Source organism: Micromonospora sp. NPDC127501 (genome assembly GCF_040302185.1).
Lineage (GTDB): Bacteria > Actinomycetota > Actinomycetes > Mycobacteriales > Micromonosporaceae > Micromonospora.
This window is the reverse complement of the sequence record NZ_JBEORJ010000009.1, coordinates 196,774-215,552: the sequence shown is the minus strand read 5'-3', so window position 1 is coordinate 215,552 and position 18,779 is coordinate 196,774. Positions and strand designations below refer to the sequence as shown.

Sequence of the window (18,779 nt, the reverse complement as noted above, 5' to 3'; positions counted from 1 at the left end):
CAGCAGAGGACTGACCGCCGCGAGCAAGGAAAAACCGGTCAGTCAGCGGGGGAAGTGACGTACAGCGGTATTCCTACTGACAGTAAGTTACACCACTGTTACGCCCCCGGCGGGGCGCTGCTGTCCCGGGATGCGGGCCGGCCTTCAGACGACGGCGCCGTTGTCCGGGTCGTCCTCGTCCTCGTCGCCGGGGCGCAGCCGCCAGATCAGCGTGACGAAACCGGCCAGGATGCCGGTGAACCCGAACAGCGTGACCGCGGAGCGGTCGATCGGGAGCAGCCACGGGAAGAGGAACAGCACGAACCCGACGACCACCCCGAGCACACCGATCACCGCGTACTTGCTGACCCGCGGCAGCGGCGGCGGTGGCGGCGGGTGGTAGCCCTCGTCGTCCTCGTCGTCGGGCAGGTCGGCGCCGAAGGTGTCCAACCCGTCGAGCAGCGACGGCTCGTCCGGTCGGGTGCCGCGCCCCACGGAGATCCCGGAGATGTCCGTCGCGGACGGCAACCGACGAACGTCGGTGGCGGTCGGACCGGGTTCGTCGGTGCCGGAGCGGGTCAACGGCCCGGAGGTCGGCTCGTCCCGGTTGTCCCGCTCGTCCACGTCCTCCGAGGCCGGCCACGGGTGGTCGCCGGGCGTGGAGGTGGTGTGGAAGCCCGCCACGATCCGCGCCCACTCGACGTCGATGTCCGGTTCGTCGCGAGCCGGTGGCTGCTCCGGAGCGGTCTCGTCGGCGAGCTGGGTCAGGTAGTCCCGGGCGGTGGTCAGGTGCGAACGGTCGACGTAGAGCCGGTCGACCGGCCGGGCCGGCACGGTGGTGGTGCGGGTGACCGGGTTGAGGTCGGCGGAGGGCTGGAGGTAGGCGGCGATTCCGCCGGCTGCCAGCACGTCGAGCAGGTGCTCACCGACGCGCGGATCGACGTCGCCGACGACGGCGTACTCGTTCGCGTCGAGCCCGTTGTCCCGCCGTCCCCGGCGGGCCCCACCCGCTGACACCCGGACATCCCCCTTAACGCGCCTTTCGGCGCGGCCACCGCTGCCCTTCGGCGCCCGTCCGCACGCCGTGCTCTGAATCGTGACACGTCAGGGCATGGTTCCGGGAGTGCGTTGTGTCGCGTCTTCCAAAGTCACGGCTGCTCCCGCAGGTCGCGGCGCGGCTCCTTTGTCCGTTCTTGCGCGACAAGTGCGATCTCGGTGATCGCGGACGGCTCGATGCCTGCCCCGAACGTCGTCCGTTGTGGTGAGAGCGCTCGCTTCGTAGGCTCGTCGGCGACGACGGCTGGCGCTGTCGCGGGCACACCACGGGAAAGGACGCCGGTGCTCTACTGGCTGCTGAAGTACGTCATCCTCGGTCCGCTGCTCAAGCTGATCTTCCGCCCGCAGGTGGAGGGCCTGCACAACGTGCCAGCGACCGGCCCGGTGATCCTGGCGAGCAACCACCTCTCCTTCTCCGACTCGATCTTCACACCGTTGATCACCGCTCGGAAGGTCACCTTCGTCGCCAAGGCCGAGTACTTCACCGGCAAGGGAATCAAGGGCTGGCTGACCAAGATGTTCTTCGTCGGCACCGGCACGATTCCGGTGGACCGCTCCGGTGGGCGGGCCGCGCGCGCCGCCCTGGACACCCAGTTGCAGGTGCTGCGGGCCGGGGGAGTGGCCGGCATCTACCCCGAGGGCACCCGCTCACCGGACGGGCGGCTCTACCGGGGCAAGACCGGGGTGGCCCGGCTCGCCCTGGAGAGCGGCGCGGTGGTGGTGCCGGTGGCGATGCTCAACGCCGACGAGATCCAGCCGCCGGGCAAGCTCATCCCCAGGATCGACCGGGTGAAGATCCGGTTCGGGGCACCGCTGGACTTCTCCCGCTACGCCGGGCTGGCCGGCGACCGGTTCGTCGAACGCGCGGTCACCGACGAGATCATGTACGAGTTGATGGAGCTCTCCGGTCGGGAGTACGTGGACGTCTACGCCCAGAAGCTCAAGCAGCCCGTCCCGACGCCGCTGGCCGCCTGAGCCACCGCCGGGCCGGCCGGTCGGCGTCAGGGCAGGTGGAGCAGGGCGGGCGCGTGGTGACGGGTGGCGAAGTCGTGCAGGCGGGCGCGGGTCGCCGCGGCGGCGGGTGAGGCGGTCTCGGCCAGCGGGCCGATGGCCAGCGCCAGCGTGATGATCTCGTCGGTCACGTCGGTCATCCGGGCGTAGCTCGCCGCCGCCGAGCGCAGCAGGTTCGCCGCGGTCGAGGCGTCCCCGGCGTGCCGGGCCAACGTGGCGTCGGCGACCTGACCGGCCGCGTGAGCCCACGGGGTCATCCGGGGCGCCCGGTCGAGCAACTGCCGGACCAGCCGGGCCGCGTCCGCGCCGAGCACCCCGGCGACGTGCCCGACAGCCGGCACCCACTCCGCGAACGGAATCATCCGGGTCCGTTGCCAGTCCTCGTCCAGCTCGGTGAGCAGCGCCATCGCCTCGTCACGGCGGCCCTGCACCGCCCGGCAGAGGGCGGCGTGCGCCAGGGTGGAGCGCAGCACCCGGTGGAAACCGGTGCGCCGCGCCGCGACCAGCGCCTGCTCAACCAGATCCCCGCCCGTCGCGGCCGGCCCCGCAGCTTCGTCGGGCCGGTCGGGGCCGGCCAGCTCGGCTCCGGCCAGCCCGCGCATCCATCCCGAGACCGCCACGATGTGCAGATCCCACTCGGCGGTCGGCCGTTGGGTCGACTCCGCCGCCATCGCCAGCGCCGCCGTCCAGTCACCCGCGTAGTACGACCGCGCCCACTGGTCGGCGAAGCTGGTGGCCAGGCTGTGCTCGCCACCCAGGTCGAGGGTGAGCTGCTCGTCGACCAGCCGGGCCGAGCCGGCCAGGTCGCCCTCCTCCTGCAACGCCCAGGCCAGGTTCTGCACCGCCCGGCGCCGACTGGTCAGCCGCTCAACCCGGCAGTGCTCGGTCACCTCCGCCAGCTCCGGGAACGCCGAGGCGGAGCCGGCCAGGTAGCGCGCCACGGCCAGGGTGATCCGCGCGTTGGCCTGGACCTCGCGCAGCTGGAGCCGCTCGGCGAGGGACGCCGCCGCCCGCGCCGCGGTGCACGCCGGCTCGGTCTCCGCGTTGAGCATGTGCACCCGGGCCAGCTCCAGCAGGGCGCTCGCCTTCTCCTGACTGTCCGGTAGGTCGCCGTAGATGCCGATGGCCTGGTCCAGACAGTGCAGGGTCGCCGACCGGTCGGCCCGACTCCAGGCGGCGGTGGCGAGCAGCGTCCAGGCGCGCGCCGCCCCCGTCCGGTCGCCGCTCGTGGTGAGCCGCTCGGCCAGTTGGGTGAGGGTGTCGGTGCCCCCCGCCACCAGGAAGGCGTCCCCGTCCCGATAGAACGCCAGCTCGGCGTCGAACAGCTCCAGTGCCGGGTCCGGCCCGACGTCCAGGGCCAGCGCTCGGCCGACCAACGCGGCGGCGGTGTCCAGCGCGTGCAGCTCGTACGCGCGGCGGGCCGCCCGGTGCAGCGCGGCCCGCGCCGACGGGGCGTAGGGGGCGGTGTCCAGCCCGACCGTCCGGGCGATCTCGTGGGCCGCCCAGCGGTGGTTGGCCAGCACCTCGGCCAGGTCGTACTGCCGGCCGTCGGTGAGCTGTGCCATCCAGTCGGCGGTGCGTTGGTGGCGCAGCACCCGTTCGGCCCTGGGCAGCCGCTGGTAGCAGACGTCGCGCACCAGGATGTGCCGGAACCGGTACTCGGACTGACCGGGCATCGTCGACGTGCTCTGCTCGTACACCAGGTCGCGACGTTGCAGGCGGTCCAGCGCACGCTCCACCCACTCCACCGGCCGTCCCAACGCCATCGCCACCGGCGCGGCCCAGAACACCACGCCGACCACGGCGGCGGCCTGGAGCACCGCCCGGTCGGCCGGGTCCAGCAGGTCGAGCCGGTTGGCGATGACCGCCTGCACGGTGCGGGGCATCTCCGCGCCACTGTCGAGGTCGGGGCGGGCGGCCGAACCGACGGCGTCGAGCAGGCCGCCGTCGAGCAGCATCCGGGCGTACTCCTGAGCGTAGAGCGGGTTGCCGTCGGCGAACTCGATCAGCGGGGTACGCGAGCTGGACGGCAGCGTCGCCTGGCCGAGGAGCAGCGAGTAGAGCGTGTCGATGTCGGTGTCGTGCATCGGCGGCACCGAGATGGACATCGCGCCACTGATCGTGCCGGTCCAGGCCGGGTGCCGTTCCCGCAGCTCCGGTCGGGCGGTCGCGACGACCAGCAGCGGTACGCCGCGCGCGGACGCGCCCAACTGCTCGACGAAGGCGAGCATCGCCTGGTCCGCCCAGTGCATGTCCTCGAAGACGAGAACGGTCGGGCCGGCGGTCGCCAGGGCGAGCAGGAACCGCCGCCAGGCGGCCTCGGTCTCGCCGGGGGTGAGCCGTTCGCCGGGTACGCCGATCAGCGGCCCGAGCGCCTCGGCCAACCGGGTCGCATGCGGGTCGGCGAGTTGCCCCAGCCGGGCCCGCAGTCGTTCGCGCAGCGCGACCGGGTCGTCGACCTCCGGCACGCCCACCCAGGTCTTCACGATGTCCGACAGCGCGGCCCAGGTGACGTTCTCGCCGAAGGGCGGGCACTGCCCGACGAGCCAGGTGATCGGCGGGCCGGGCATGCTGCCGGCGTGCCGGGCCAACTCCCGCAGCAGCCGGCTCTTGCCCACACCGGCCGGGCCGAACACCGTCACCAACTGGGAGGTCCGCTCGGTCACCATCCGGTGCAGCGCGTTGACCAGCAGGCCGCGCTCGTGTTCCCGGTCCACCATCGGAGTCAGCTCGGCGCCGCGCGGGTCCCGATGTGGGCGCACCTGGACGGCCAGCCAGATCCGGCTCACCGCGGACCGGCCGCGCAGGGTGACCGGTGGCTGGTCGGCGTACTCCATCTCGTGTCGGGTGGCCGACCAGGTGCTCTCGTCGACGACGACACCGCCCGGCGGGGCGAAGCCCTGTAGGCGGGAGGCCGTGTTGACCACGTCTCCGGTCACGAAGGCCTGCCCACCGTCGCGGGTGGCGGAGAGGTCGACCAGGGCCTCGCCGGTCGCGATGCCGACCCGGAAGCCCAGCGGCGGCTGCGGACCGGCGGGCTGACGGGCCAGGTTCCGTTGCAGCTCCAGGCCGGCGCGGACGCACCGCAACGCGTCGTTGTCGGTGGCCACCGGCGCGCCGAACAGCGCCATCGCCGCGTCGCCGATGTACTTCTCGACCACCCCGCCGTACTGGTGCACGATCCGGCGCACCGTGGCGAAATAGGTCTGTTGCAGACTGCGGGCCTGCTCCGGGTCGGCCCGCTCCGCGTAGCTGGTGAAGTCCACGATGTCGACGAAGAGCACGCTGACCTGACGCCGGTCCTCCTGCACCGCGGCGGCGTGGTCCCGCAGCGGTTGACCGCAGCTCGTGCAGAAGTTGACCTCGGTGCTGTTGGCGTGCCCGCAGTGCGCACAGTTGACCCCGAGCGGCTGGCCACACCCGCCGCAGAAGCGGTCGTCCGGCCCGGCCGCGCGTGCGCAGTGTCCACACTTGAGGTCGATGTTCAGCTCCGTGGGCAAGAGAGGTCAGTATCGCGGTCGGTCGGCCAGTCGGGTACCCGACGTGCGGACGGGCAACGGCGTCGATCGGTCGGGGTTAGTGTTCCGTACCAGGAAGTTTCATGTCAGGGAGAGTGCCGTGCAGGTACGACTGTCCGCCTCGTGGACCGATCCGGGTGGCACGCTGTGGGCGCCGGGCGACACGATCGACGTCGATGCTGTCACTCTCGCCGAACTGGAGGAGCAGGGCATGGTGGAAGAGCCTGAGGGTCAGTCGGGCGGGTCGGGGGAGACCACGACCACCTCGTCGAGCACGTCCACGGCTGGTAAGCCGACCGATCCGAAGAAGATCGGGCCGGGGCCGGGCGCGCCGCCGGCCGACAGCACGGAGAACTGATCGCCCGGGTGCGGTCGGCGGGCCATCGGTCCACCGGCCGCACTCGTCTGTCCTGCACGTTCGCTGATGCCGGTTGCCAGTGGCGGCCGGCATCAGCCGTGGGTGCGGGTGGGCCGGTCGGCGACCGGAGACGGACGTCCACACCGGAGGTCAGGTCGGTGACGAGGCTGGCACGGGCCGGTCGGTCAGCGGTCGGCCATGCCGGCGCGGCGGCGCAGGGCGGCCACGTCGGTCACCACGATCCGGCGGCCCTCGGTGCGCAGCCAACCACGGCTGGCGAACGAGCCGATCGCCTGGTTGACGCTCTGCCGGGAACCACCGGCCATCTCGGCCAGTTGGCTCTGGTTGAGCTCGATCGTGATCATCGGTGCCTGGCTCTCGCCGGCCAGCCGCACCAACGTCTTGGCCACCCGACCGGGCAGGTCGAGGAAGACGTGGTCGGCGTTCTGCTCGGTGAGCCGGCGGATCAGCCCGCCCAGTGAGCGCATCACCGCGTCCAGGATGCGGGGGTTGGAGTGCACCAGCTCCATGAACGCGCCCCGAGAGAGCGCGAGCGCCGCGCAGTCCTCGATGGCCTCCGCCGAGGCGGACCGGGTGGACGCGTCGAGCAGGGAGACCTCACCGAGCACGTCCGGTGGACGGATAACCGACAGCACGGCCCGCTCGCCGGTGGGCGCGGTGCGAAAGACCGCCACCGCGCCGCGGCGCAGCACGATCAGGGACTCGCCGGGGTCGTTCTCCACGAAGAGCAGTTGGCCCTTGCGGTAGGTGCGCGGAACGGCGGCGGCGATGACACGCTGCCGCACCTCGGGCTCCAGCCCGGCGAACATCTCGACACCCGTGAGCGCGTCACCCGGCTCCGGCAGGCGAACCTCCACGGCCCAACCCCTCCCCCGGTCATGGACCACAACTCGCTCACCGGGCGAACCTGATGGGCCCCGACAAGGTGAACTGACACCGATTCGGCGTCCGGTAGCGGTACACATCAGATCATGACGGTCCGGTCGCTTGCTGTACACCCCTCGAAGCACTTCCGTGACCGTCACGAGCTGCGACGCGCCGTTCACGAGGCGTCGCCGTGGCGCGGTCGGCCTCCGGACGGGCCCCGCCGGGCGCGGCCGTACGGCGGTGGGCGAGGATGCCCGGAATGGTCTACCGCTACTTCTACGACTGCGAGTTCATCGAGGACGGCACCACCGTCGACCTCGTCTCGATCGGTGTCGTCGACGAGTACGGCCGCGAGTTCTACGCGGTCTCCACCGAGTTCGACGACTCCCGCGCCGTGCCCTGGGTCCGACGCAACGTGCTGGACAAGCTCCCCTCCCCGGCGGACCGGGCCTGGCGCTCGCGTGAGCGCATCCGCGACGACCTGTACGACTTCCTGGTGGAGCCGATCCGGGACCGGCCGGGGGAGCAGCTGGAGCTGTGGGCCTGGTTCGCCGCGTACGACCACGTGGTGCTCGCCCAGCTCTGGGGCGCGATGCCGGCGCTGCCCAGGGAGATTCCCCGCTACACCAAGGAGCTGCGCCAGCTCTGGGACGACCGGGGCCGGCCGCCTCTGCCGGACGCGGACGCGGCCCGGCACGACGCTCTGGTCGATGCCCGGCACAATCTGGCCCGCTGGCGGGCGATGACCGCCCGTTGAGGGGTGACCCACCGCCGTAGGTTTGACCGGTTCTGTCCCGGGCAACGGTTCGACCAGCCGAGCCGAGGGAGATTGCCATGAGCGACCAGCCGAGCAGCGCCGCGGAGGCACGCGCCCGGGTCACCGGCCTGGCCCGGGCCGCGCGGATCTGCATGCTCACCACGACTGCCCTGGACGGGCGGCAGGTGAGTCGACCGATGGGGCTCCAGGAGGCCGAGTTCGACGGCGAGCTGTGGTTCTTCGCCTACGCCGACTCGGCCAAGGTCCGCCAGATCCGGGTGAACCCGGAGGTCAACGTCGCCTTCGCCGACCAGAAGCACAACGCGTGGGTGTCGATCTCCGGCACCGCCACCGAGGGGTTCGACCGGGCCCGGGCCGAGCAGCTGTGGAACCCGCTGCTCAAGGCGTGGTTCCCCGACGGGCTGGACACCCCCGGTCTCACGTTGATCAAGGTGCACGCCAGCTCCGCCGAGTACTGGGACTCGCCGAGCAGCACCGTGGTGAACCTGCTCGGCTACGCGAAGGCCGCGGTCACCGGCAGGCCGCCCGAGGTCGGCGAGAACCACGAGGTGACCTACTGACCGGGGGTGGGTGCCCGGGGCGCGCTGTCGTCGTACTGGCGGGCCGACTACAGTTCGCAGTGACGGCCCGCCCCGGGCCGGCAACGGCGCCGATGGTCTGACCTGACACATACCCTGGGGCATATCGGGCTTTACCTGATGCTCCAGGAGGATTAGCGGATCATGCGTATCGGCGTGCTCACCGGCGGCGGCGACTGCCCCGGTCTCAACGCGGTCATCCGGGCGGTGGTCCGCAAGGGCGTCGCCACTTACGGTCACGAGTTCGTGGGCTTCCGGGACGGCTGGAAGGGCCCGCTCGAGGGTCTGTCCCGTCCGCTGGACATCGCCGACGTTCGCGGCATCCTGCCCCGCGGCGGCACCATCCTCGGCTCGTCCCGTACCAACCCGTTCAAGATCGAGAACGGCGTCGAGCGGATCAAGGACAACCTTGCCGCCCAGGGCGTGGACGCGCTGATCGCGATCGGCGGCGAGGACACCCTCGGCGTGGCCACCAAGCTCTACGAGCTGGGCGTGCACGTCGTCGGCGTGCCGAAGACGATCGACAACGACCTCGGCGCCACCGACTACACCTTCGGCTTCGACACCGCGGTCAACATCGCGATGGAGGCCATCGACCGGCTGCACACCACCGCGGAGAGCCACCACCGCACCCTGGTCGTCGAGGTGATGGGCCGGCACGCCGGCTGGATCGCCCTGCACGCCGGCCTGGCCGGCGGCGCCAACGTGATCCTGCTGCCCGAGCGTCAGTTCGACGTCGACCAGGTGGCCGGCTACGTCGAGAAGCGCTTCCAGCACCAGTACGCCCCGATCGTCGTGGTCGCCGAGGGCGCCCAGCCGCTCGACGGCCAGATGGTCCTCGCCAACCAGGAGCTCGACTCGTTCGGCCACGTCCGCCTCGGCGGCATCGGCCAGTGGCTCGCCGAGCAGCTGGAGGCCAAGACCGGCAAGGAGGCCCGCACCGTGGTGCTGGGCCACATCCAGCGCGGTGGCACCCCGACCGCCTTCGACCGGGTGCTCGCCACCCGCCTGGGCCTGCAGGCCATCGACGCCGTCAACGACGGCGACTGGGGCAAGATGGTCGCGATGCAGAGCACCGACATCGTCCGGGTGCCCCTCGCCGAGGCCACCCGCGAGCTGAAGACCGTGCCGCTGGAGCGGTACGCCGAGGCCGAGGTCTTCTTCGGCAGCTGATCGATCGTCGGCGGCGCGGCGGGCCTGCGGGTCCGCCGCGCCGCGACCCAATTCGAGGGGGTACGGGCCGACATGTCAGCCGGAGTGCACACGGTCGCGGTGATCGGCGCGGGCAAGATCGGTGAGTTGATGCTCTCCGGGCTGCTGCGCTCGGGGTGGCCGGTGGACCGGCTGCTGGCCACCGCCCGCCGACCCGCTCGTGCCGAGGAGTTGACCGCCCGGTACGGCGTACGGGTGGTCGACAACCTGACCGCTGTGGACGAGGCCGCGGTGCTCGCGGTCTCGGTCAAGCCGCAGGACGCCGCCGCGCTCCTCGACGAGATCGGCCCCAAGGTGCCGGCCGACAAGCTCGTCATCTCGCTCTGCGCCGGTCTGCCCACCAGCTTCTTCAGCCGCCGGCTGCCCGAGGGCACCCCGGTGGTGCGGGTGATGACCAACACCCCGGCGCTGGTCGACGAGGCGATGACGGCGATCTCCGCGGGCGCGCACGCCACCGGGGCGCACCTCACGCTGGCCGAGGAGATGTTCAAGCCGCTCGGCCAGACGATCCGGGTGCCCGAGTCGCAGCAGGACGCGGTCACCGCGCTCTCCGGCTCCGGCCCGGCCTACTTCTACCTTCTGGTCGAAGCCATGATCGACGCGGGGATCCTGCTCGGGCTGCCCCGTCAGGTGGCGCACGAGTTGATCGTGCAGACCGCGATCGGGTCGGCGGTGATGCTGCGCGACTCCGGCGAGCACCCGGTCAAGCTGCGCGAGGCGGTCACCTCGCCGGCCGGCACCACCATCTCCGCGATTCGTGAGCTGGAGAAGCACGGCGTACGCGCGGCGCTGCTCGCCGCGCTGGAGGCCGCCCGGGATCGCGCCCGCGAGCTGGCGGCACAGGCCGACTGAGCGGTCGGGGCGCGTCGCGGGGCCGTGCGTGCCGCATACTGGCCCGGTGTTCACACTTGCCCAGGCCCGGCACCTGGTGGCCACCCTGCAACCGCGCGTCGACGAGTTGATCCGGGTCCGGGCCGACCTGGCCGAGTTGCGCGCCGACCTGGCCGACCACGGCGTGAGCGCGCTCGGCGGGTTGGCCGAGGTCAAGGCACTGGAAGCTCGGCTGCACGCCGTCGTCGACGAGCTGCACCAGCACGACATCCAGGTCAAGGGCATCGCCCCGGTGCTGCTCGACTTCCCCGGCGAGCGGGCCGGCCGCGCCGTGCTCTGGTGCTGGCTGGAGGGCGACTCCGACGTGCGTTGGTACCACCGGGCCGAGTGCGGCTTCGCCGGCCGCCGCCCCCTCTGACTCAGCCTGCGGCGGACGTCGGCAGGACCGGGTCGGGGGCCTCGATCACCGCGAACACCACCACGTTGTCGAGGTAGTGGCCCCGCCGCCGATCGAAGTCGCCTCCGCAGGTGACCAGGCGCAGCTCCGCGCCGGGAGTCGGGCCGTAGACCACGGCAGTCGGAAACTGCTCCTTGCGGGTACGCAGCGACCCGGTCACCCGGAACGGCAACCGCTGCCCGCCGCGCCACACCTCCACCAGGTCGCCGGGCCGTAGCTCGCCGAGCCGGGCGAACACCGCCGGGCCGCGTCGTGAGTCCAGGTGCCCGGCGAGTACGGCCGGGCCGGTGTCGCCCGGGGCCGGGCCGCCGCCGTACCAGCCGGCGGTGTGGAAGTCGGTCGGCGGAACCAACGCGCCGGTGCGGTCCAGACCCAGCACGGTGAGCGGTGAGTCGACGTCGATGCGCGGTACGCGTACCCGCGTGGGTGGACCGTGTGGCGTGGGCGCGGCGGCCATCGACGGGCAGTCGTCGCCGCAGCCGGGGTGCCAGCTCACCACCGGCGGTGGTGGGCCGGTGGTGGCCAGCCCGACCCCGGTGCCCGCGGCCAGGCAGACCGCCGCGCCGGCCGCGACCAGCGCGGCCAGCGGTATCCGGCGGTCACGGTGCCGCCGGATCGACGGGTCCGGGCCGGCGCTCACCAGGTGGTGCGCCGCCGCCGACGCCAGAGCAGCAGGGCGACCGCGCCGGCCGCCGCGGCCAGACCGCCGGCCACCAGGGGGTACGCGTCGAGCCCGGCCCCGGCGGTGCCACCTGCGCCGGTGTCCACCCCGCCGGCCGGGACGACGGTGCCGCCCTCGGCGTCGCGGCGCAGCTCGGCGGTGAGCCCGCCCTGTTTCGCGTCGAGCACCAGCAGTGAGTAGACAGCGCCGCCGGTGAGCCGCACCTCCGCGTCGGTGCTCGGCCCGCCGGCACCCGTCAGCTTCAGCCGCCAACTGCCCGGTTCGACCTGCTGGTAGTCGGTCGTGGTGGCGAACTGCACCGCGTCGGCGATCATCGGACCGTCGGCGGCGGCCACGTCGAGCACCGGGGTCCGCACCGACGCCTGGATGACCCGCACCTTGGCGCGGCCGTCGGTGGGGGCGCTGAGATCGTCGTTGAGCACCCGCAGGCCGAGGTCGGCGTGCCGGCCGACACCGGCCACCGTGAAGGCGTCGCCGCTGGTCACCGCGACCTCGGTGGTGAGCACCGGTGGGTCGCTCGCGGGGGCGCCGGCCTCGCGCATGGCCACCGCGTACCGGCCCGGGGCGAGTTCGAGGTAGTCGGAGACCACGCCGTAACCGACCCCGGGGAAGACCTGCGGCTTAGCCGCGCCCGGCGCGGCGAGGTAGACGTCCACCGCCGGGGTGTCCGGGGACAGGTGCGCGAGCCGGACGTATCCGACGGTGTCCGCGCCGGTCGCGGCGTTCGCCGGGACCGGCGCGGCGGCGGTGGCGAGGGCGGTGCCGAGCAGGAGCGCGCCGGAGCCGGCCAGCAGCCGGCGGGGCACGGTACGGAGCGTGTGCATGTCGCCTCCGGGGGACACGTTCGGTGAGCGGGCGGCAACCCAGAGAACAGGGTCCCGTGAACAGGACTGCGGCGCAAGTTGCCACAGCGATGTTTCTGTGAGCTGTGGTTACCGATCGCGGAGGGCGAGGAGGCCGAACAGGTCGGGGACTCCGCCCGGGCCCGCCTCGACGACCCGGACCAGCCGCAGGCCGACGACCACGGCCGCGTTGATCAGATCGGTGAGGGGGAGGTGCCAGGCACCCACCCGTACCCGCACGCCGCTGGCGTTCCAACTGTCGAAGCTGTGCGACCGGTCGGCGTACCGCGCGTCGACGACGACACGCGGATGCTGACTCCAGTCGGCGAACGCGCCCACGAAACACGGGTGCACACCCACGTGCACGAAACGTCCGCCGGGGCGCAGCACCCGGGCGACCTCGCGCAGCACGGCCGGGTAGTCGGGCAGGTCGGTGCTGGCCAGCACGCACATCGCGGCCGGCAGCGACGCGTCGGCGACCGGCAGGGCACCCGCGTCACCTCGGACCACCGGCAACCGTCCTCGCGCGTGCCGCAACTGCCCGCCGGACAGGTCCACGCCCACCGGCGTCCAACCCAGGCCCGCCGGCACCGAGGCGTGCGCGCCGGTACCGCAGCAGATGTCGAGGCAGGGACCCTCGCCCGCGCCGAGCAGGTCCGCCACCGTCGCGTGCACCCGCCGCAGATAGTCGCCGCCGCCGGAGATGAAGCCCTCGTACCAGTCCGCGTGGGCGTCGTACGCCGGGCCGCTCACCGTTCCCATTCGCTGAGGCTACGAATCGACACCCAACCCGCGACACCCGTTCTTCCGAGGGCAGACGTGGAGCTGACCTGACCCGCCCGAGGCCCCGAGTCTGCCGTCACGGGACCCACACGGACCGGGACGGTCGCCTATTCTCGGGCGATGCGGGATCGCCGGGTGGCGCTGGCGTGGGCGGCCTTCGTCGTCGCCGCGCTGGTGTCCTGTGTGCTCGTTCTACGCCGTCCGGATCGCCTCTCCGACCTGCACATCTACTACGGTGCGCTGGCCGACCTGCACGCCGGCAAGCCGCTGTACGGATATGTGGCGGAGAACGGCGGTCCGTTCACCTATCCGCCGTTCGCCGCTCTCGTGCTGTGGCCGATCACCGCCGTCAGCGAGGGCGCACTCCAGGGGATCTGGCTGGTGGCGACGTGCGCGGCGGTCGTCGCCATCGCCGGGTCGGTGGGTGTCGCGCTGACCACCCGACATTCCCGGCGCCCGCTCGTCGTGGCGCTTGCGGCCACCGTGCTGATGCTCTCCGCGCCGGTGCAGAGCAACCTACGCTTCGGGCAGGTCAGCATCTTCATCGTGTTGATGGCCCTGCTCGACGGGCTGGGCTTCGTCCCACCCCGACTGCGCGGGACGCTGGTCGGGGTGGCCGCGGCGATCAAGCTCACCCCGCTGCTGTTCGTGGTCTATTTCCTCGCTGTCGGGCGCTACCGTGACGCCGGCCGGTCGGCGGTCGCGTTCGTGGCCTGCGCGGGGGTCGCCGCGATCGTGCTGCCCCGGGAGAGTTGGTCCTACTGGACCGAGACAGTGCGACAGACCTCCCGCATCGGCAATCTGTCCTCGTTGGGCAACCAGTCCCTGCACGGCATGTTGCTGCGCGTCGGCGTCGAGGAGACGGCGCTGCCAGTGCTCTGGGCCGCCCTGGTGGCACTGATCTGCGTGGCGGCGCTGCTCCGGGCCCGGCAGCTGGCGCGGCAGGCCCGTCCCGGGCACGCCGCCGTGCTCGTCGGCTGCGCCACCGTGGCCGCGTCCCCGGTGTCCTGGACCCACCACCAGGTGTGGCCGGTGCTCGCCGCGATGCTGCTGATCGGCGCGTCCGGCGTCACCCAGCGGGCCGCCGGCGCGGCACTGCTCGCCGCCATGGTCGTCTCGTTGGGCGCGGTGCTCAGCCCGGTCTCGACGCGACCGGGGGTGCAGTTCCTCTTCGAGAACGCCCGTGCCGTCGGGGTGTGCCTCCTGTGCCTCGTCGGCTTCGGCGGTGTCGCCGTCGCCGCCCAGCGCACGAGCAGACGACCGGCCGCCGGCCGTGCCTGGCTGCGGGTGGGCGTCACGGCCACGGTGGCGGTCGCGTTCTTCGCCGTGCAGCCGCTGCCGGCCGGAGCCGACCCCACCTTCAAGGCGTACACCCTCGACGACGTGGTCAACCCGCGATACTTCTTCGTCTGCCGTGGTCCGGCCGAATGCGCGGAATACGCCACCGACGCGCCGGTCACCTTCGGCACCCGCGCCGAGAAGACCAAGGTTCGGGTCAACGGCGTGGTCTCCCCGCAGGTGACCCGCCTGGAGTACTACTCCGCACCGGGTGGAGCACCCCGGGCCATTCCGCTGCTCGCCGCGTACCCGGGTTCGCGTACCTTCTCGTTCCGGTCGGCGACGATGGCCCACGGTCGGCTCGTCGCGTACGCCGCGGATGGGCAGCCGATCGCCAGCTACGACGACGAACTCGCCACCGCCCTCCGCACGACCACCCGGTAGGCGATCGTGGGGAGGACGGCGGCTGGCGTTGCTCAGCGGGTGGCGGCGGCCAGGGCGGCGCGCAGCTTCGCGGCGTCGCCCGGGGCCGGGTGCTCCCAGTCGGTCGGGCTGGCGGAGTAGAGCGTGCCGTACGCCGGGGTGTCCGGCTGGTAGCGCCACCCCTCGGCCAGCGGGCCGACGTCCACCGTGTCGTAGCCGATCCGGTCCAGGAAGGCGGTCACCTCGGCCTTCGCGGCGGCGTCGTCGCCGGCGATCGCGAGGGCGCTGCGGTCGGCCGCGCCGGTCGGCCGGGGGAGCGCGGCCAGGCCCTTGAAGTAGATGTTGTTGAAGACCTTGACCACCCGGGAGCCCGGCAGGTGCCGCTGGAGCAACTCGCTGCTGGTGGTCTCGCCGGAGTCCAGCTCCGGGAAGGTGCCATCGCGCTGCGGGTAGTAGTTGTTGGTGTCGATGACGACCTTGCCGGCCAGCGGTTCCACGGGCACCGCCCGGTACGCCTTCAGCGGCACGCTGACCACCACCAGGTCGCCGACCTGCGCCGCGTCCTGCGTGGTGCCGGCGCTGGCGTGCTCGCCCAGGGTCTCCACCAGGTCGGTGAGGGTCTCCGGGCCCCGCGAGTTGCTCAGCACCACGTCGTAGCCGGCGTCGACGGCCAGCCTGGCCACGGTGCCGCCGATGTTGCCACTGCCGATCAGTCCCACAGTTGTCATGCTCGTTCCCAACTCCGTCCACCCGCGACGCATTCCCGACCAGGCTGGTGGGTTATTCGGTTGTCCGCCGCCGGGCGGCTGATCCGGCTGCTCGCGACCTTCGCCGTCCCGGCGTAGGCCTGGGGTGGTGCCGCGAGCCCGTCCAGCACAACGTACTGCCCACGCTGGTCGCCGACCGGCTCTCCAGGGACGTGCCACTCTCCGGGGTGGGCGCTGCACCGCCGGGTGTCCTGCGGCGCGGGCCCGGCAAGATCGCGCTCGATCCGGGATGTAGCGGCATCCGAGAGCCGGGAGGCCACTAGATCCATGGTCGAGCGCGATCAAGGCGCCGCCGTGGAGCGCCCGGGGGCGTCAGGACGTGGGGAGGGTCTTTTCGATGGCCGCGCGCAGGTCCTCGGAGCCGGGCTCGACAGTGGGGGCGAAGCGGGCGGCGACCGAGCCGTCCGGGGCCACCAGGAACTTCTCGAAGTTCCAGCGCACGTCACCGGTGTGCCCGTCGGCGTCCGGGGTGTCCACGAGCGCGGCGTAGAGCGGGTGCCGGTCGGGGCCGTTGACGTCGACCTTCTCGGTCAGCGGGAAGGTGACCCCGTAGTTGACCTGGCAGAAGTCGCTGATCTCGGCGGCGCTGCCCGGCTCCTGCCCGGCGAACTGGTTGCACGGCACCCCGAGCACCACGAGGCCCTGGTCGGCGTAGGAGTCGGCGAGCGTCTGGAGGCCCGCGTACTGCGGGGTGAGGCCGCAGCGGGAGGCCACGTTGACGACCAGCAACGCCTTGCCGCGGTAGCGGGCCAGGTCGGCGGGGCCGCCGTTGAGGGCGTCGATCGGGATGTCGAAGACGGTCATGGGCCGAGGCTACGCGCCCGTCGGGTGCCAGCCCGGTGTGGGCGCAGCGTATGCACTCCGTGCACCAGGAGAAATCGAAACATGCGCATCTTGACGAACTGATGACGGCGTGAGTACCGTCTCACCATCTCTTTTGGAAAGTTTCCTAACAGTTCGGGAGACGCCTCATGAAAAGATCGCTCCGCCGGGCCCTCTGGGCCGGTGCCGTGGTCGCCGTGACCGTCGCAGCGGTGCCGGTCACCACCGCGTTCGGCGCCGGCACGGTCACCACCACCTTCACCAAGGCGCAGGACTGGGGGACCGGTCACGAGACGAGGGTGACCGTCACCAACGGCTCCAGCGCCACGGTCACCACCTGGCGCATCGAGTTCGACCTGCCGTCGGGCACCACCATCAGCAGCGCGTGGGACGCCGACGTCACCAGCAGCGGCAACCACTACGTCGCGGTCAAGAAGAGCTGGGCCGGCGGCATCGCCCCCGGCGCCTCGTTCAGCTGGGGCTACAACGGCAGCGGCGCCTACAAGGCACCGCTGAACTGCACCATCAACGGTGCCGCGTGCGGCGGCGGGACCACCCCGCCGACCACGACCCCGCCGACCACGACGCCACCCACCACCACCCCGCCCACCACGCCACCGCCGACCACGCCACCGCCCACCACACCGCCGCCGAACACGGGTGGCAAGAAGGTCGTCGGCTACTTCGCCGAGTGGGGCGTCTACGGGCGCAACTACCACGTCAAGAACATCCAGACCAGCGGGTCGGCCGCCAAGCTGACCCACATCCTGTACGCCTTCGGCAACACCACGGGCGGTCGGTGCGCCATCGGTGACAGCTACGCCGACTACGAGAAGGCGTACACCGCGGCGGACAGCGTGGACGGCGTCGCCGACACGTGGGACCAGCCGCTGCGCGGCAGCTTCAACCAGCTGCGCAAGCTCAAGCAGCTGAACCCGCACCTCAAGGTGATCTGGTCGTTCGGTGGCTGGACCTGGTCCGGCGGCTTCACCCAGGCCGCGCAGAACCCGGCCGCGTTCGCCGAGAGCTGCTACAACCTGGTCGAGGACCCGCGCTGGGCGGACGTCTTCGACGGCATCGACGTCGACTGGGAGTACCCCAACGCCTGCGGTCTGAGCTGTGACAGCAGCGGCCCGAACGCGTTCAAGAACGTGATCAGCGCGTTGCGGTCGAAGTTCGGGTCCAGCGCCCTGGTCACCGCCGCCATCACCGCGGACGGCAGCAATGGCGGCAAGATCGACGCCACCGACTACGCCGGCGCCATCGGCAACCTCAACTGGCTGATGCCGATGACCTACGACTACTTCGGCGCCTTCGCCGCCCAGGGTCCGACGGCACCGCACTCGCCGCTCACCTCGTACACCGGCATCCCGCAGCAGGGCTTCAACTCCGACGCGGCGATCCAGAAGCTCAAGAGCAAGGGCGTCCCGGCCAACAAGCTGCTGCTCGGCATCGGCTTCTACGGTCGGGGCTGGACCGGTGTCACCCAGGCCGCTCCGGGTGGCAGCGCCACCGGCGCGGCGCCGGGCACCTACGAGGCCGGCATCGAGGACTACAAGGTCCTCAAGAACACCTGCCCGGCCACCGGCACGATCGCCGGCACCGCGTACGCCAAGTGCGGCAGCAACTGGTGGAGCTACGACACCCCGTCGACCATCAACGGCAAGATGACGTACGCGAACAACCAGGGCCTCGGTGGCGCGTTCTTCTGGGAGCTCTCCGGTGACACGAGCAACGGCGAGCTCATCGGCGCCATCAAGGGCGGTCTCGGCTGAGCCGAGGGCCGACGCACCACCCACACGGCGGGAAGGGGCCCGCACCGTCCCTTCCCGCCCGTGACCCAGCGGCCCGGTCGACGCCCAGCGTCGGCCGGGCCGCCGCCGTTGGGCTCGGTCAGCCGGATGTGGCAGACTCGCGGCTCGGCACGTCTCGATCTCACCGCCGACGGAGGTGATCATGCGCCCGACCCACCGCAGGCTGGCGGCGACCGCCGCCGGGCTGATGCTGCTGCCGGTTGCCCTGGCCGGCTGCGGGATCGGTGGCGAGGACGAGGAGAAGTCCGCCGCCAAGCCGGCCCGAGCCCCCGCCGAGGAGGCCGCCACCCGCTCCCGCGAGCGCGTGCAGGCGTACCTCGACGCGATGGCGGCCAAGGACGTCGCCGCCGGCCGCAGCCAGCTCTGCGCTCTGCTGCACGACGGCTTCGACCTGGGCGCCACCGGCCCCAACGGTGACTTCGCCGACCACTTCCAGGTGCCGGAGGCGGCCATCACGGACATCCGGTCCGGTCCGCTCGGGCAGGAGGTCCGCGTCTCGGTCTCGGTCGCGGTCGGCAAGCGCACCGTCATCCGGCCGTTGGTCTTCACCGTCACCCGGGACGGAAGCGACTGGTGCATCGCCGGCGAAGCGCCGGGCACCGCGCCCGCTGCGCCGTCGCCGACCGGCGTCTTCGTGCCCGAGTGATCTGACCAGCGCTCGGCGGATTGATCTCCCATCTGCCGGAACCGTCCCCCTCGCCG

18 protein-coding genes are annotated in these 18,779 nt (G+C 72.1%); 10 read left to right on the top strand and 8 right to left on the bottom strand.

From position 1 onward, the window contains the following. Window positions 1-144: 144 nt before the first annotated feature. Window positions 145-996 carry a DUF308 domain-containing protein gene (locus ABTW72_RS21610; RefSeq protein WP_350861290.1) on the bottom strand — a complete coding sequence of 284 codons (852 nt, stop codon included), beginning with the start codon at window positions 994-996 and terminating at the stop codon, window positions 145-147. Between the two features lie 321 nt (window positions 997-1,317). Between ABTW72_RS21610 and ABTW72_RS21605 the strand changes: the two genes are divergently transcribed. Continuing rightward, window positions 1,318-2,010 carry a lysophospholipid acyltransferase family protein gene (locus ABTW72_RS21605; protein WP_350861288.1) on the top strand — a complete coding sequence of 231 codons (693 nt, stop codon included), beginning with the start codon at window positions 1,318-1,320 and terminating at the stop codon, window positions 2,008-2,010. A gap of 26 nt (window positions 2,011-2,036) precedes the next feature. On the opposite strand, the gene ABTW72_RS21600 is transcribed toward ABTW72_RS21605, so the two are convergent. Continuing rightward, the gene (locus tag ABTW72_RS21600) at window positions 2,037-5,546 is read right to left on the bottom strand and encodes an AAA family ATPase (protein WP_350861286.1); all 3,510 of its coding nucleotides are present in this window, start codon (window positions 5,544-5,546) and stop codon (window positions 2,037-2,039) included. 118 nt (window positions 5,547-5,664) lie between these two features. On the opposite strand from ABTW72_RS21600, the gene ABTW72_RS21595 reads away from it, so the two are divergent. After that, on the top strand, window positions 5,665-5,922 hold the full coding sequence (locus ABTW72_RS21595) for a hypothetical protein (protein ID WP_084597913.1): 258 nt from the start codon (window positions 5,665-5,667) through the stop codon (window positions 5,920-5,922). Between the two features lie 185 nt (window positions 5,923-6,107). Here the strand turns inward: ABTW72_RS21595 and ABTW72_RS21590 are convergent, their stop codons facing one another. Continuing rightward, on the bottom strand, window positions 6,108-6,800 hold the full coding sequence (locus ABTW72_RS21590; RefSeq protein WP_091407574.1) for a Crp/Fnr family transcriptional regulator: 693 nt from the start codon (window positions 6,798-6,800) through the stop codon (window positions 6,108-6,110). A 269-nt stretch (window positions 6,801-7,069) separates the two neighbouring features. Between ABTW72_RS21590 and ABTW72_RS21585 the strand changes: the two genes are divergently transcribed. The 5 genes from ABTW72_RS21585 to ABTW72_RS21565 all read left to right on the top strand — a co-directional run bounded on the left by ABTW72_RS21585 (window position 7,070) and on the right by ABTW72_RS21565 (window position 10,627). After that, window positions 7,070-7,567, top strand: coding sequence for a polyadenylate-specific 3'-exoribonuclease AS (locus tag ABTW72_RS21585; RefSeq protein ID WP_112582786.1), 498 nt, complete (start codon window positions 7,070-7,072; stop codon window positions 7,565-7,567). 77 nt (window positions 7,568-7,644) lie between these two features. Further along, a complete protein-coding gene (locus ABTW72_RS21580) occupies window positions 7,645-8,148 on the top strand; it encodes a pyridoxamine 5'-phosphate oxidase family protein (RefSeq protein ID WP_350861283.1) in 504 nt (167 codons plus the stop codon). 162 nt (window positions 8,149-8,310) lie between these two features. Further along, window positions 8,311-9,339, top strand: a complete 1,029-nt coding sequence (locus ABTW72_RS21575; RefSeq protein ID WP_091408060.1) for a 6-phosphofructokinase — start codon at window positions 8,311-8,313, stop codon at window positions 9,337-9,339. Window positions 9,340-9,411: 72 nt separating this feature from the next. Further along, the gene (gene proC, locus ABTW72_RS21570; RefSeq protein WP_091407583.1) at window positions 9,412-10,230 is read left to right on the top strand and encodes a pyrroline-5-carboxylate reductase; all 819 of its coding nucleotides are present in this window, start codon (window positions 9,412-9,414) and stop codon (window positions 10,228-10,230) included. Between the two features lie 46 nt (window positions 10,231-10,276). Continuing rightward, window positions 10,277-10,627 carry a DUF2203 domain-containing protein gene (locus ABTW72_RS21565; protein WP_036412622.1) on the top strand — a complete coding sequence of 117 codons (351 nt, stop codon included), beginning with the start codon at window positions 10,277-10,279 and terminating at the stop codon, window positions 10,625-10,627. A 1-nt stretch (window position 10,628) separates the two neighbouring features. On the opposite strand, the gene ABTW72_RS21560 is transcribed toward ABTW72_RS21565, so the two are convergent. From ABTW72_RS21560 to ABTW72_RS21550, 3 genes are all read right to left on the bottom strand, one after another. After that, complete coding sequence (locus ABTW72_RS21560) at window positions 10,629-11,306, bottom strand: class F sortase (protein ID WP_350861280.1); 678 nt, start codon at window positions 11,304-11,306, stop codon at window positions 10,629-10,631. Then, window positions 11,303-12,172 carry a DUF4397 domain-containing protein gene (locus ABTW72_RS21555; RefSeq protein ID WP_350861278.1) on the bottom strand — a complete coding sequence of 290 codons (870 nt, stop codon included), beginning with the start codon at window positions 12,170-12,172 and terminating at the stop codon, window positions 11,303-11,305. Before ABTW72_RS21555 ends, ABTW72_RS21560 begins: the two co-directional genes overlap by 4 nt. A 108-nt stretch (window positions 12,173-12,280) precedes the next feature. Next, on the bottom strand, window positions 12,281-12,952 hold the full coding sequence (locus ABTW72_RS21550) for a class I SAM-dependent methyltransferase (RefSeq protein ID WP_350861276.1): 672 nt from the start codon (window positions 12,950-12,952) through the stop codon (window positions 12,281-12,283). Window positions 12,953-13,093: 141 nt separating this feature from the next. Between ABTW72_RS21550 and ABTW72_RS21545 the strand changes: the two genes are divergently transcribed. Beyond that, window positions 13,094-14,695, top strand: coding sequence for a glycosyltransferase 87 family protein (locus ABTW72_RS21545; RefSeq protein ID WP_350861274.1), 1,602 nt, complete (start codon window positions 13,094-13,096; stop codon window positions 14,693-14,695). Window positions 14,696-14,727: 32 nt separating this feature from the next. Here the strand turns inward: ABTW72_RS21545 and ABTW72_RS21540 are convergent, their stop codons facing one another. Together ABTW72_RS21540 and ABTW72_RS21535 are read right to left on the bottom strand one after the other, a co-directional pair. Next, window positions 14,728-15,402, bottom strand: a complete 675-nt coding sequence (locus tag ABTW72_RS21540; RefSeq protein WP_350861272.1) for an NADPH-dependent F420 reductase — start codon at window positions 15,400-15,402, stop codon at window positions 14,728-14,730. A 351-nt stretch (window positions 15,403-15,753) separates the two neighbouring features. Continuing rightward, on the bottom strand, window positions 15,754-16,245 hold the full coding sequence (locus ABTW72_RS21535; RefSeq protein WP_350861270.1) for a glutathione peroxidase: 492 nt from the start codon (window positions 16,243-16,245) through the stop codon (window positions 15,754-15,756). A 167-nt stretch (window positions 16,246-16,412) separates the two neighbouring features. On the opposite strand from ABTW72_RS21535, the gene ABTW72_RS21530 reads away from it, so the two are divergent. Together ABTW72_RS21530 and ABTW72_RS21525 are read left to right on the top strand one after the other, a co-directional pair. After that, window positions 16,413-18,038, top strand: coding sequence for a glycosyl hydrolase family 18 protein (locus ABTW72_RS21530; protein WP_350861268.1), 1,626 nt, complete (start codon window positions 16,413-16,415; stop codon window positions 18,036-18,038). Between the two features lie 181 nt (window positions 18,039-18,219). After that, window positions 18,220-18,723 carry a nuclear transport factor 2 family protein gene (locus tag ABTW72_RS21525; protein WP_350861266.1) on the top strand — a complete coding sequence of 168 codons (504 nt, stop codon included), beginning with the start codon at window positions 18,220-18,222 and terminating at the stop codon, window positions 18,721-18,723. Window positions 18,724-18,779: the final 56 nt, after the last annotated feature.